The sequence below is a fragment of the Nostoc sp. PA-18-2419 genome (genome assembly GCF_005869855.1).
Taxonomy (GTDB): domain Bacteria; phylum Cyanobacteriota; class Cyanobacteriia; order Cyanobacteriales; family Nostocaceae; genus Nostoc.
Map to the genome: position 1 here is coordinate 300,672 of NZ_SZNH01000002.1, position 12,563 is coordinate 313,234.

The 12,563-nt window shown below is 41.3% G+C and carries 14 protein-coding genes; 9 read left to right on the forward strand and 5 right to left on the reverse strand.

The features are described from left to right. Positions 1-15 precede the first annotated feature (15 nt). The 3 genes from FCR06_RS03175 (at position 16) to FCR06_RS03185 (ending at position 1,652) form a co-directional block, all read left to right on the forward strand. Positions 16-519 carry a hypothetical protein gene (locus tag FCR06_RS03175; RefSeq protein WP_138497401.1) on the forward strand — a complete coding sequence of 168 codons (504 nt, stop codon included), beginning with the start codon at positions 16-18 and terminating at the stop codon, positions 517-519. Between the two features lie 108 nt (positions 520-627). Then, positions 628-1,419, forward strand: a complete 792-nt coding sequence (locus FCR06_RS03180) for a YdcF family protein (RefSeq protein WP_138497402.1) — start codon at positions 628-630, stop codon at positions 1,417-1,419. Between the two features lie 8 nt (positions 1,420-1,427). Next, positions 1,428-1,652: a hypothetical protein gene (locus FCR06_RS03185; protein ID WP_138497403.1), complete on the forward strand. Its 225-nt coding sequence runs from the start codon at positions 1,428-1,430 to the stop codon at positions 1,650-1,652. A 5-nt stretch (positions 1,653-1,657) separates the two neighbouring features. Here FCR06_RS03185 and FCR06_RS03190 read toward each other — a convergent pair whose 3' ends face one another. After that, on the reverse strand, positions 1,658-1,879 hold the full coding sequence (locus FCR06_RS03190) for a ferredoxin-thioredoxin reductase variable chain (RefSeq protein ID WP_411267979.1): 222 nt from the start codon (positions 1,877-1,879) through the stop codon (positions 1,658-1,660). Between the two features lie 191 nt (positions 1,880-2,070). Here FCR06_RS03190 and FCR06_RS34160 point away from each other — a divergent pair, with 191 nt between their 5' ends. Next, positions 2,071-2,202 carry a hypothetical protein gene (locus tag FCR06_RS34160; protein ID WP_262984640.1) on the forward strand — a complete coding sequence of 44 codons (132 nt, stop codon included), beginning with the start codon at positions 2,071-2,073 and terminating at the stop codon, positions 2,200-2,202. A gap of 114 nt (positions 2,203-2,316) precedes the next feature. On the opposite strand, the gene FCR06_RS03195 is transcribed toward FCR06_RS34160, so the two are convergent. After that, a complete protein-coding gene (locus tag FCR06_RS03195) occupies positions 2,317-3,579 on the reverse strand; it encodes a glycosyltransferase family 2 protein (RefSeq protein WP_138497405.1) in 1,263 nt (420 codons plus the stop codon). A gap of 839 nt (positions 3,580-4,418) precedes the next feature. Here FCR06_RS03195 and FCR06_RS03200 point away from each other — a divergent pair. Continuing rightward, positions 4,419-4,607 (forward strand): hypothetical protein, encoded by a 189-nt coding sequence (locus FCR06_RS03200; protein WP_138497406.1) that lies wholly within the window; start codon positions 4,419-4,421, stop codon positions 4,605-4,607. 37 nt (positions 4,608-4,644) lie between these two features. Here the strand turns inward: FCR06_RS03200 and FCR06_RS03205 are convergent, their stop codons facing one another. Continuing rightward, complete coding sequence (locus FCR06_RS03205; RefSeq protein WP_138497407.1) at positions 4,645-6,630, reverse strand: protein phosphatase 2C domain-containing protein; 1,986 nt, start codon at positions 6,628-6,630, stop codon at positions 4,645-4,647. Between the two features lie 210 nt (positions 6,631-6,840). Between FCR06_RS03205 and FCR06_RS03210 the strand changes: the two genes are divergently transcribed. Together FCR06_RS03210 and FCR06_RS03215 are read left to right on the forward strand one after the other, a co-directional pair. Beyond that, positions 6,841-7,275: an NfeD family protein gene (locus FCR06_RS03210; RefSeq protein WP_138497408.1), complete on the forward strand. Its 435-nt coding sequence runs from the start codon at positions 6,841-6,843 to the stop codon at positions 7,273-7,275. A gap of 114 nt (positions 7,276-7,389) precedes the next feature. Beyond that, complete coding sequence (locus FCR06_RS03215) at positions 7,390-8,400, forward strand: SPFH domain-containing protein (RefSeq protein ID WP_138497409.1); 1,011 nt, start codon at positions 7,390-7,392, stop codon at positions 8,398-8,400. A gap of 103 nt (positions 8,401-8,503) precedes the next feature. Here the strand turns inward: FCR06_RS03215 and FCR06_RS03220 are convergent, their stop codons facing one another. Continuing rightward, on the reverse strand, positions 8,504-8,887 hold the full coding sequence (locus FCR06_RS03220; protein WP_138497410.1) for a Fur family transcriptional regulator: 384 nt from the start codon (positions 8,885-8,887) through the stop codon (positions 8,504-8,506). 146 nt (positions 8,888-9,033) lie between these two features. Here FCR06_RS03220 and purS point away from each other — a divergent pair, with 146 nt between their 5' ends. Further along, on the forward strand, positions 9,034-9,312 hold the full coding sequence (gene purS, locus FCR06_RS03225) for a phosphoribosylformylglycinamidine synthase subunit PurS (RefSeq protein ID WP_138497411.1): 279 nt from the start codon (positions 9,034-9,036) through the stop codon (positions 9,310-9,312). A gap of 159 nt (positions 9,313-9,471) precedes the next feature. After that, on the forward strand, positions 9,472-10,149 hold the full coding sequence (gene purQ / locus FCR06_RS03230; RefSeq protein ID WP_138497412.1) for a phosphoribosylformylglycinamidine synthase subunit PurQ: 678 nt from the start codon (positions 9,472-9,474) through the stop codon (positions 10,147-10,149). Between the two features lie 226 nt (positions 10,150-10,375). Here the strand turns inward: purQ and FCR06_RS03235 are convergent, their stop codons facing one another. Beyond that, the gene (locus tag FCR06_RS03235; protein ID WP_138497413.1) at positions 10,376-12,454 is read right to left on the reverse strand and encodes a glycoside hydrolase family 10 protein; all 2,079 of its coding nucleotides are present in this window, start codon (positions 12,452-12,454) and stop codon (positions 10,376-10,378) included. Between the last annotated feature and the right edge of the window lie 109 nt (positions 12,455-12,563).

The following is a 12,563-nucleotide window of genomic DNA, read 5'->3' on the forward strand; positions in this document are numbered from 1 at the left end:
AGCTTTTTTGATTTTATGGCAGACAAAAAGAATAATTTTTTTGCTATTTCTTCCGCCTTCTTTTCTCAACTATTATTTGGGGTATTTTTAGTATTTATATTAATCATGACCGGCTCAGCAGTACCCCTGAGCATCTTCTTAGGAATTTTAGGGGGTTTTGTCTTAACCTGGATTACAAGTGCAGCCAATAATAGCACCCAAGCTCCAACTGTAGCCTCTTCTGATGGCGTTGATACAGGATTAAAATACTGGTTATTTTTCATGCTTGGCTTCGTGTATTTGGGGTATCCTGCACCTATAAGTATCTTGCTAGGTGGAATAGCCGCTTTAGGTGGAGGTTGGATTACTGCTTGGTGGGGAAGTAAGGAAGAAACTAAAACTCAATTGCAAGTCGAAGATTTAGAAGAAGCTGAACTAGAACAATCCAACGAAAGGAGTAGCAAACGACAAAGAAGAAGACCTACTCGCCGTTCCCGTCGGAATTCTGGAAGTGTTAATTTTAGGTTTTGGGAAAGGTAGGGATTGGGGATTGGGTACTGGATATTGAGTATTGGAGATTGGAAACTATTCCCAATTCCCCAGTCCCTATTCCCGATTACCCCTTATCCCTAGTTCCCAATACCCAATATGTTCTTATATCTCTCAAAATTACTGCCACTATTTTTTTATCCACTAGGACTAGCTTGTGTAAGTTTAGTAGTAGCATTAGTCGCTTTGTGGAGACAACCGCGGATTGCAGCGATCGCCATTACTTTAGCACTCACTTTACTACTGTTTTGCAGCAATGCTTGGATTGCTAAATCGCTAGTGCGATCGCTAGAATGGCAAAATCTCCCACTTCCGGAAATACCGAATGCAGAAGCGATTGTGGTTTTGGGTGGTGCTACAAAATCAGCTTTCCCGCCAAGACCTACTGTCGATTTGAGTGAATCAGGCGATCGGGTGATTTATGCCGCCCAACTTTATCGCCAGAAAAAAGCGCCTATAATCATCCTTAGCGGTGGTCGAATCGATTGGCGTGGTAGCGGTTCGCCAGAATCAGGAGATATGGCAACAATTCTCACATCTATTGGTATTCCATCCCAGGCAATAATCCAGGAACCTGAGTCTCTAAATACTTATCAAAATGCCGTAAATGTGCGAAAAATTCTCGAAGCGCGTGGGATTAAACAAGTATTATTGATCACTTCAGCAATTCATATGCCACGATCGCTTAAGATTTTCCAACGTCAAGGAATTAATGTTATTCCTGCACCGACTGATTTTTTGGTTAGTCAAGGTGAACTACAAGAAATCAGCAGCACTCCCAAAGCCGCTATACTGAATTTATTACCTGATACCGACAACCTGCACCAATTTACCACCGCATTAAAAGAGTACATTGGTTCATTTGTCTATCGCTTACGCGGTTGGCTGTAATTAAGATTATGTCTAGAAATTTACCTTATATTATCATCCCATCGCCTCAACCCGAAGTTGAGGAAGGTTTTGCCACCTACCAAACAACCCATCAGTTTTATTATGAAGTTGAGAAGCGGGCAGAGTTTCGCCGTCATTGTGAATGGTATTATACTACAGCAGAACGCAACCGCCAAGACTTACAAAAAATGCGCGGCGAACTGAATATTTTTCAGTGGTTTCGCCGCCGATGAATGATTTAGATGACTTCTAACTCATTCTCACGTAAATGAGCTTTAAATTTTTTGCTAAACCGGACTAAAATCGGCAGATTAGCGCTTACAGGTCTACCTTGCCATTCAGTAACAACACCTGTGACTTCGCCTTCTGTGCCTTTGAGGTCAAAAGCCTGATTTCGATGTTCGGGATGATGATAGACTACCACCGATTCTTTAACGCGCACGCGATCGCCAACTTTCATAACAACATTCACACCTAGCATTTGCTTTTTCACAACTATCTGGTACAAAATATATGATTAAACTGCCAAAAATTTGATTTAATCATCTATTTCTTGACATTCAACAGGGGTGCAACGGTGCATTGATCCCTGCGCGTCTAGGCACGTCTTAGCCATCCGTGCATACTTCTCCAAGTTTTTTTACCGCGTTAATGTCTATCGCCCTCACCCTCCGGTTTTACCCCAAAACCTGGGAAACGAAAGAAAATCAAGCGATATCAGATGTCCTGACTACTTTGGCAAGACATCCAACCTTTTTATCTTCACTCCAGGATGTTCCCTAGGTCAACTGCTACGTAAAATCTAGACAAAGCTTGACATAGGTGGACGGTTGTGTAGTGCGGTTTGTCGATAAATATCACGTTTTGTCCAGTAAATAGAATATAGAAACTTGCAATTTATAGCGAAGTATTAGTATTGAGCGACTGACTTGAGTGTTGATAAGAGTGGTATTCTATTAAACGAATGTTCTTAGCACTCTTGATTTGGTAAGTTATGCCACGCCACTCAACATTTGGCATCAACATAGCTAATACAGTAGCAAATGGGACAAAAATTAATTGTGTGAACAAAATTGCTAGCAAAGTTTTTGCTATGACTTGAAACGAAAAGCTTTTTATTGGCTTGTCATGCCCGCAGACCACTCGTTGGACGCCTTGCTCTAAGAGTGTCAGTAGCAGAACTATTATCAGAATATAGCCAATTAATCCGCTTCCAACCCAAGCGCTCGCAGTAAAGTTATGGTTGACTAAGGCAATTAGTAGCAGTTCTATTGCGATTAAAAGGGTCAATGCTGGTGCGAATATCTGCACAACAAACAGCTTCCACTTTGGATGATATAGCCGTGGCATAAGTAATTGGCGTTTTATGAAGCGCAAACATTGAGTTAAATTGCACTCTTCGCGATTGAGCATCATAACTGTAGGTACAAATTTTACTTTTAAACCGATTTTTTGCAAAGCTGTATAGACAGGACCATCAACAGAAATAGTTTGCGTCCATGTCTCCAAAAGTTGTGACTGCTGCAAGACGGAGAGCTTCATGGCCATTGAGCCTCCCCAAGAATATTTGTGAATATACATGGAGACAACAGATACTGAGTTATAAACATATCGAACTAATGAACCCCACTGCTGGGGGTACGGCATATACCAACGATTTCCTGTGCTAACTCCAATCTGTTCGTCTACCAAGGGTGTAACTAGTTCACGCAGCCAATTTGGATGGGCAATAACATCAGCATCGATGAAAGCCACTACTTCATAAGAATTATCTAGTGCAAGAATAGCTTGTACTAAAGCACTACATTTTAGACTACAAGTGTAGGGACGAGTAAGTAAAGGGCTGACTTGGACATGCGTTGCTCCCGCTTGCTGAATAGTTTCTTTGACAATATTCCAGGCTGGGTCTTGTTGGCTATCAATAATAATGTGCAAGTTGTATTGTGGATAGTTCTGGTATAGCAGAGCGCGAATACAATCTGCTAAAAAAGGATCGCTACCTCGCAAGCAAAGAATAACTACTGCCTTGGGCAACCATTCGTGCTGTTCAGTCCTCAAGTTTGGCAAACGGAGTGATGATAAAAAAGCTGATGTACAAAGTATTTGAAAAATCACAAAAACTGCTAAAACTCCACAAATAGCAAACGCTAATTCGTTCATTAATTTACTTTAAACCTCATTAATTATCCTTAAAAAAGTTGTCAATGAAAATGATTAACAATAAAGTTGATGCAACAACACTTTTACTCTTACTTGAGTTGTGCATCAGCGTACTACTTTCGCTTTGTTGTCAAAAAGAGGTATTTTTACAAACAGATAGATTCAGAAAATGTATTTTAAATATTAAGTCTTATCATTTAATGAAATGGCTGGGGTATTCATCAGTGAATTCTTTGCTCTAAACATAGGCTAATAAACCACAGTCGTTAAATTTACTGATTTCTTTACTACCAAAATTAATTTTTTACTATTCTAGATTTGATAGTATAATTTCAGCAGATTAGCTAAGATTGTTAGCAATCAAATTAATAATATGCTTTTTTATTTTCAATTATTTTAAAATAAAACTAATGGAATTTTAGTAATTATTAAATATCATAATTGTTGTTTTTTATGATTTTAATGGTTACTTTGACAAGTTAGTTTAATTACTAACTTATAAACTAATTTTTGACACTCACTATAATTTTGATTTAATTTTGATATTTATCTGTATTTTGTACACATATATATTATTTGATTGAGATACTCAATTGCAACTCATATGCATCATGCTTGGAATCAAGTATTGATATTCTGTTGCCAATATATGTACACGCTCTGATAACTTGGGAGTGCAGCCATAATCAACACAGCATCACATAATATAGCTAGCGATCGCCTTTACCAAAGTCATGTAAAGTTATGTGTGGTGCGATCGCTTCACAGTATCAGTTCACCAGTTTAACTTTTACTAAACGGCTTCCGACTTAAGCAAAGCGGCTTGTGAGTTGAGTGAAGTGGCTTGTGAGTTGAGCAAAACGGCTTCCGACTTAAGCAAAGCGGCTTGTGAGTTGAGTGAAGTGGCTTTTGAGTTAAATGAGGTGGCTTGTAAGTTGAGCAAAGCGGCTTTTGAGTTAAGCAAAGCGGCTTTTGAGTTAAGCGAAGCGGCTTTTGAGTTAACCGAAGTGGCTTTTGCTTTTAATTAAACTCTCAGCCAAATACCCCATGCTCATTTTCCATTCGCTACTTCTTATTCGGACACACTTGCTGTACTCTTGAAGGCAGTTGCCGACATAGTCCCTCAAATCCTTGAGAATTAATTTGCCACCAAGCAAATAATCCCAGACTTGTACCCCCTGCAAGCAACGCTAAAACTCCGCCCAACATTAGCAAACGTTTACGTAAACGAGGCTTTTCAATCAAAGTTGGCGGGATTTCTGGAGTTCTAACTGGTTCATCTGAAACATCCAAATCTAGATGCAAATCTGGTAACGTCTGCGAACTTTCTACCAAGGAAATTGGTTGTTCTTGTTCTTGTAAATCTTCTTGTTCTTCTGGTTGTTGTATTTCTGCTTCTACAATTTCTACTGGCGGTGTGGGAGTAACAGGTGCTAAATATTCTGGATAAACACGGTAATAAGTAAGAACTACCGAAATATTATCACGCCCATTTTTTTCATTTGCCAGGTTAATCCAATTGCGGACAGCATCTTCAACTGTAACTTCACCCGTCAACACAGGTTTTGCATAATCTTGCCAAGATTGTTCTACCCAATCATTATCGCTTAAACCATCAGAACACAGTAGCAATATACCATCTTCTTCAACGATAAAACGCTGAACCCTCACACGCAAAGATTCTGCATCTCTTGTCCCTAAAGCTTGAGTTAGGGCGGTAGCATCTGGTCTTAAAAGTGCCTTTCGATACAAGCTTTTAGCAAAACGTACTTCCCGCGTCGTCACATCATCATCGACTGTGAGTAGCTGACAATAATCAGCAGTAATCCAATAGGCACGGCTATCGCCAACATTAATTAAGTATAGTTCGTGGCTATTGTTTGCTTGCCGTCCAGAAATAGTCTCAATTCGTTGGGGAATTTGCACAGACATGACGATAGTTGTCGCCATGCGTTCTCTACCTTGGCGTTTTTGCTCGTTATTCCGGGCAGAAATCAGATTATTCACCACTCGTAAACTGATTTCTAGCTGTTCCTGCAACAACTCTGGTGATACAAATTGACTTTGTGCTGCTACCTCCGCTAATAAAGCGCGAATTTGCAACTTTACAGACTCCACAGCTAATCGGCTAGCAACCTCACCACCTTCATGTCCACCAATACCATCACAAACAATCGACAAGTAAGGTATTAAAGGCTCGTCCAAGTCACTAAAACCGCCTGGATAGCAAGTGTCTTCATTTTGCGGCATTACTAAACCGACATCCGTGGAGCCTGCTACCCTTATACTTAGAGGCAACTCTGCCGCAGATGCTAATAGTAAATTATTCAGTTGAGTAACAATAGCATCTAAATCTACCTTAGTTTCATACATCTGCTCGACTATATTCTGCAACCGTTTGGCTATGGATGTTTTTGCAGACGCTACCAAAGGCTGCCAACACTGTCCTAAATCCTGTAAACTCAGCTTCTCGGCTGCTGGTGTTTGGTAGAGTTCCAACAGTCGCACACACCAGCCTTGGACTCTCAAATTATCTCGCGCCAATAAACTCCCAGTGAGTCCCAATTCTGATAAAGGTGTCCAAAGTTGGAGAATTTGCCACAGCCAATAAACTTGTCGTACCGCCGTTGCTTGCTGCCATGCCTGAGCAATAGTCGGGTAAATATGTCCCGTTTCATCTATCGGCACATTTTCCAATAAAAGGATATCACCATTACCCTCTTCAACATCGCGAGCAAACCCGTAAACCTGGGGTAAATGTAACCGTTCTTGATATAAGCGCAAGTAAGGAATTACTGCTTTTGGCAATTCCTCAGGTACATCAGGCGGTAGCCCTGGTTGACTATCGAGCCAAACTTGCTCTTTAATTACCTCATATCTATTTGCTACCTTAGTATTTAATGTTATTTTGGCTGTCAACGAGCCAACAGCCCAGAGATAGCGATGAATTAAAGGAGTTTGACAACTGGCACAAACAGCATTTTCCTCAGGATTAATGAGAATATCACAGTTCTTATTTATACAATAAATTATCCGTTGAGTAGAAATCATATCAACTCATGAATTTCGATTAAATTTAGCTGTCAACAACTTGAAGGCTAGAATAGACTGGACTTGTGTACCTCTGGCTACACTTTGTTACTGAAATTAATCAAAATTATTGGTAAAAAACCAAATTTTGCTTTCCGTTAATAGCCTACTTCTGGGTGTATCTAATCTTATAAATGCATTTACGTCAATGTAGAGTTTTAGGATAGCGCTATGCCAAGTTTTACTTTAATTTGGCTTCTTGCAGGAGCAGTTCTCTGTTTAACGGAACTGTTTTTACCATCGGCGTTTGTCGCCTTCATGATGGGAATTAGCGCTTTTATCGTGGCGCTGCTGTCTGGAGTCGGTTTGATAAATTTATGGTTGCAAATTGTAGTTTGGCTGTTGCTTTGCACAATATTAATTGTGCTTTCCCGTCGCTTTATACACCCGCGACGACGCAAGTCAAAAATTCGAGATGCAGTTATAGCTGAAACCCTCACAGAAATTCCACCTGGCAAAACAGGGCGAGTTCTGTACGAGGGAAATTCTTGGCAAGCACGATGTGACGATGACAAATTCAGTATAGCGCCCCATCAAAGAGTTTATGTGGTCAGGCGAGAAGGCACCACCTTAATTGTGATACCAGAAAATTTGTTGCATTCTTAGTCAAGGTGAATGAAAGACGCGATTAATCGCGTCTGTACAAGAGTTATTATTTCCCTTCTGCCCCACATTTTCCCTTTCAAGTGATATTTAATAAAAAAAATCAGGAGATTTACTATGGAACAGTTATTTTTACTAATGTTTTTAGCCCTTGGTGGTTCTGCTGTAGCGGGGTCTGTGAAAGTCGTCAATCAAGGGAATGAAGCTTTGGTGGAAAGATTGGGTAGCTATAACAAAAAGCTAGAACCAGGACTAAACCTTGTCATTCCTTTTCTGGATAAAATTGTTTACAAAGAAACCATCCGCGAAAAAGTCTTAGATATTCCTCCCCAAAAATGTATCACCCGCGACAACGTAAGCATTGAAGTGGATGCGGTGGTTTATTGGCGCATCGTGGATATGGAAAAAGCCTGGTATAAGGTTGAAAATCTCCAGTCAGCAATGGTAAACATAGTGCTGACCCAAATTCGCTCGGAAATGGGACAACTGGAACTCGATCAAACTTTTACTGCTCGTACCCAAATCAATGAACTTTTGTTGCAAGATTTGGACGTTGCCACTGACCCTTGGGGCGTGAAAGTGACGCGGGTAGAACTGCGTGATATTATTCCTTCTCAAGCAGTACAAGAATCAATGGAATTGCAAATGTCGGCAGAACGCCGCCGACGGGCAGCAATTCTCAATTCTGAGGGTGAACGGGAAGCTGCCGTCAATAGCGCCAGAGGTAAAGCTGAGGCGCAAATTTTAGATGCCGAAGCTCGTCAAAAATCTTCAATTCTGCAAGCGGAAGCGCAACAAAAAACCATCGTGTTGCAAGCCCAAGCCGAACGTCAGCAACAAGTTCTCAAAGCTCAAGCAACCGCAGAGGCATTGCAAATTATTACTAATACTCTGAAATCTGAAGCAAACGCGCAGCAAGCGTTACAGTTTTTACTCGCTCAAAATTATCTAGAAATGGGTACGAAGATTGGCAGTAGCGACAGCAGCAAGGTAATGTTTATGGACCCGCGTACTATTCCTGCCACCTTAGAAGGGATGCGTTCGATTGTTGCAGACGCTACTAATGGGAATTCTAACTCCTTGTTTAGTGGGGAAATATCGACAGGGAATAATAATCGGCTTGGGTGAGAAGTGGGGAGTGTGGGGAGAGAGGGGGCAAGATTTCTTCCCCATCCTCCTTTTCCTCCCACATCTACATTTCTTCCTACACTCCCTGTTTGCCCCATACCCTTTACAAACTCTGACATTGGCTACACAAGCCAAAAAACTCTAGGGTGTGGTAAAAAATTTTAAACTTGTGGCTGGTTTCTAGCTGGTCTTCTAGGTTATGGACCGGGCATTGATTAATTTGAATTGATGTACCGCATTGCAAGCAAGTAAGGTGGTGTTTGTCTTGTTGCGCTAGGCTATAGAGGGCTTCACCGTTAGCCAGATTCCGCATTTGTACCATGCCTTCAAGTTTTAGAACTTCTAAGGAGCGGTAAACTGTCGCTAAACCCATACCTTGATTACTGTTACGTAGTTCTACGTAAATATCTTGGGCAGAAATGCCTTTTTTGATAGTTTTCAGCAGGTTCAAAATACGCTCTTGACTGCGGGTGCGTATGACTGTCATAGACAATTATTTAAATATGCCAGTGTAATTTGAAGCTGTCGGACTGGCTAACTAATAAGTTAACTCTAACCGCTTCATAATCTTATTTTCACTCAGTTGGAACAGAAAGTTATAGTATAGCGATCGCAGCATTCAGCAAAAAGCCTATGCAATTGAGGTATTTAGCCAAAATTCACGTGACACTTCGTCCTTCAGTCTTAGACCCTGCTGGTGTAGCTGTACAATCCGGTCTTCAACAGCTGGGATACAATAACGTTGAGCAATTACGGATTGGTAAGTACATTGAACTGATCATCGTCTCCTCTGATGAGAAAAAAGCTCGTCAAGACCTGAATAACATCTGTGACCAAATGMTAGCAAATCCGGTGATTGAAAATTATCGATTTGATTTAATCGAGGTTGAATCACAGACGGGGGTGTTTTAGGGAGTGTTGACGGTTGACTGTTGACTATTGAGAGCCAGTTGCTTTAACAGGGGAAACCCACGTAAGGCACTGGCTTTTGTTGACTGGGGAGTAAAAGAGAAATAAGCACTGCCCTGTGCCTCAAATGACCAATGACCAATGACTAATGACAATTGACAAATGACTAAATTCGGTGTTGTTGTTTTTCCGGGTTCTAATTGCGATCGCGATGTCGCTTATGTGACCAGAGACTTGTTGGAACAACCGACTCGCATGGTTTGGCATCAAGAGACTGACATTGCTGATTTGGATGTTATTGTTATACCTGGTGGCTTTAGTTACGGTGATTATCTACGCTGTGGTGCGATCGCCCGGTTTTCGCCTGTGATGCAGCAGGTTATCGAACATGCTCAAAAAGGAAAGTTTGTCATCGGTATTTGCAATGGTTTTCAGGTATTAACTGAAGCTGGTCTGTTGCCAGGAGTGTTGACCAAAAATCGAGATTTACATTTTATTTGCGATCGCGTTTCGATAAAAGTTGAACGTACTAATCTGCCTTGGACGCAAGCTTATAACAGTGGTGAAGTTATTACTTTGCCGATTGCCCACGGCGAAGGACGATTCTACGCTGACGCAGCTACTCTGGCAGCAATCGAAGATAACGAACAAGTTTTGTTCCGCTATGCAACAGAGAATCCTAATGGTTCCCTCAACAATATTGCCGGAATTTGCGATCGTCGAGGCAATGTGTTGGGAATGATGCCGCATCCAGAAAGGGCGTCGGATACGATGTTAGGCAATAACGATGGATTACGGTTATTTCAGGGATTATTAGAGAAAGTGGCGGCATTAGTTTAAATTTCACGTTTGCGCCTTCTTTAAGATTTTCAGTCTACTGAGGTAGACTTTTTAAAAATGCGGCAACTTCAGTTGTTAAGCACTGAAGTTGCTATTTTATCGCTTTCTATTTTTACTTAGGGCTTGCTGAAAAATAAATTATCCAATTTAATCAGGTGATATTTTCTATGTCTCCCCTGCTCCCTGCCTACCTCATCAATGGAATATCTTTTTAATTAGAAGTCCCTTAACTAACTGTAATAACTGTTCCAACACTTTCATTAGCCAATCTATCCACAGCAGACACAGCATAGGTTCCTGCTTGTTGAACAGTAGCAAAAGTAGTACCAGCAGATAAAATTCGCTGGATTGTCCAGATATCACCAGTTTGCCGATAAAGTGCCCAAGAACGAACTGGCTGATTATCTCCAGGCTGCCAACTCAGTTTACGGTTGTTGACTTGTAGTCCAATAGGTGGAGGAAGTGGTGTTGTATTCTGCCAAGACATAGTAGGAGGTAAGGCAGGTTTGTTATAAAGTAGACTTTGAAATTTCTCAGCAATGCCCTGACTATCTTTCCTTAAAACACCGAGATTAAAGAAAATATTTCCCAGTGATAACTGTGCCGCTTGGCTACGACTAATTTTCACCTGCTTTTCAATCTCATCACTTTCCCGACTTTTCTCATTTGGTTCTGTGAGATTGTTACCAGCGTAAACGTGTCTTTGCTTTGTGTTTACCTGTGTCCACCACTTTAATAATGCAGAATAACTTTGTTGCGGTTGGTCTGTACGCCAGTAAAGTTGAGGCGCAATATAATCAATCCAGCCTTCTTCTAGCCATTTCTTTGAGTCAGCATAGAGTACGCTATAAGCATCCAACCCAGTAATACCAGAGGGTTGTCCGGGACGATAAATTCCAAAGGGACTGATACCAAATTTCACGTCAGGTTTGGTTAGTTTAATTCCCAGCCAGAGACGCTGTACCATTTTGTTAACATTGTCCCGTCGCCAGTCGTCCAAGCTTAGGGTACCACCAGCTGCTTTATATGCAGAATAAGTTTTATTATCTGGGAAAGATTGTTTCTCTAGAGGATATGGATAGAAATAATCATCTAAGTGAATGCCATCAATGTCATAGCGCTTGACTACATCGAGAATCACATTGTAAGCTCTGTCCTGAACTATTTTTAGTCCTGGGTCCATCCACAACTGATTGCCCCATTCATAAACGGCTTCTGGATTAGTCACAGCTATGTGAGGGCGGACATTGGGCGAACCTTTAATGCTAGTCTTGGCGCGGTAAGGGTTGAACCAAGCATGAATTTCAATATTACGCTTGTGACATTCTGCGATCGCAAACGCTAAAGGGTCGTAAAGTGGTTCTGGTGCTTTTCCCTGAGTTCCGGTAATCCAAGCACTCCAAGGCTCTATTTGCGATTCATACAAAGCATCTCCCTCTGGTCTGACTTGGAAGATTAGGGCGTTAAAGTTCAGCGCTTGTAATTTAGTGGCAATTTCAGTAATTTCTGCTTTTTGTTGCTCAACAGATAGTCCAGGTTTGGAAGGCCAATCACTATTCCACACAGATGCTACCCAAACTCCCCGGAATTCTCTGGTATGATTTAGCTTCACGCTACCAGAAGGTATAGGCGTTGGTGTTGGTATTGGTATGGGCGTTGGTGTTGGTATTGGGGTTGGCGTCGGTGTGGGTACGGGTGGCACCACTATGTAACTAGAAACAATCTTTTCTGCTATACCTAAATACACCAAAGCTTGATAAATAATTACTGCCACATCTGCACGGGTGGCTGCAAGATTGGGATTAAGTAATTTCAGATTTGGGAAATTAACTACCAGTCCAGCACTAGTGGCAATTGCTATCTGATTTTTGCCATAAGCAGGAATTTGGCTAGCATCTTGATAAATCTGTCCGAGTGTTGAGAGGAGGTCAGGTTTTACTTTTGTGGCAATTTCTAAACCTGCTACCAAAGAAACTAAAACTTCCGTCCTTGTAATCCGGTTTGCAGGACGGAAGGTATTATCTGGAAATCCGCTAATGAATGCTTTTTCGTAAGCTGTTTGAATGGCTGTTGCTGCCCAATAATTACTAGGTACATCAACAAAGACAATATACTGCCGCTTCTGGGAAACTGTCCCAAATGCCTGAGCGATGATAGCAGCAAACTCAGCCCGGGTGAGTGAGTTATCGGGGCGATAAGTGCCGTTAGGCAACCCACTAACAATACCACGTTGGGCTAAGGCTGTAATAAATAAGCGTGCCCAATGGTTTTGAATATCCGAGAAGGGAGTAGAACTAGATACCATTGTTGATTGCAGCTAGCTAGCCTGGATTTTAATTACCTTTGTTAATTTAGCAATACCAGAGCGATCGCTGCTGCAATCTCTTGTTAACTTTTTTAGACACTGGGAACTG

Excerpts from the sequence above, each read along its gene's own strand:
- FCR06_RS03190 (WP_411267979.1), bottom strand. The coding sequence starts at position 1,879 with ATGAAAGTTGGCGATCGCGTGCGCGTTAAAGAATCGGTGGTAGTCTAT.
- FCR06_RS03185 (WP_138497403.1), top strand. The coding sequence starts at position 1,428 with ATGTCTAGAAATTTACCTTATATTATCATCCCATCGCCTCAACCCGAA.
- FCR06_RS03210 (WP_138497408.1), top strand. The coding sequence starts at position 6,841 with ATGCCAAGTTTTACTTTAATTTGGCTTCTTGCAGGAGCAGTTCTCTGT.
- FCR06_RS03215 (WP_138497409.1), top strand. The coding sequence starts at position 7,390 with ATGGAACAGTTATTTTTACTAATGTTTTTAGCCCTTGGTGGTTCTGCT.
- purQ (WP_138497412.1), top strand. The coding sequence starts at position 9,472 with ATGACTAAATTCGGTGTTGTTGTTTTTCCGGGTTCTAATTGCGATCGC.
- FCR06_RS03195 (WP_138497405.1), bottom strand. The coding sequence starts at position 3,579 with ATGAACGAATTAGCGTTTGCTATTTGTGGAGTTTTAGCAGTTTTTGTG.
- FCR06_RS03235 (WP_138497413.1), bottom strand. The coding sequence starts at position 12,454 with ATGGTATCTAGTTCTACTCCCTTCTCGGATATTCAAAACCATTGGGCA.
- FCR06_RS03205 (WP_138497407.1), bottom strand. The coding sequence starts at position 6,630 with ATGATTTCTACTCAACGGATAATTTATTGTATAAATAAGAACTGTGAT.
- FCR06_RS03220 (WP_138497410.1), bottom strand. The coding sequence starts at position 8,887 with ATGACAGTCATACGCACCCGCAGTCAAGAGCGTATTTTGAACCTGCTG.
- FCR06_RS03175 (WP_138497401.1), top strand. The coding sequence starts at position 16 with ATGGCAGACAAAAAGAATAATTTTTTTGCTATTTCTTCCGCCTTCTTT.
- FCR06_RS34160 (WP_262984640.1), top strand. The coding sequence starts at position 2,071 with ATGTCTATCGCCCTCACCCTCCGGTTTTACCCCAAAACCTGGGAAACG.
- FCR06_RS03180 (WP_138497402.1), top strand. The coding sequence starts at position 628 with ATGTTCTTATATCTCTCAAAATTACTGCCACTATTTTTTTATCCACTA.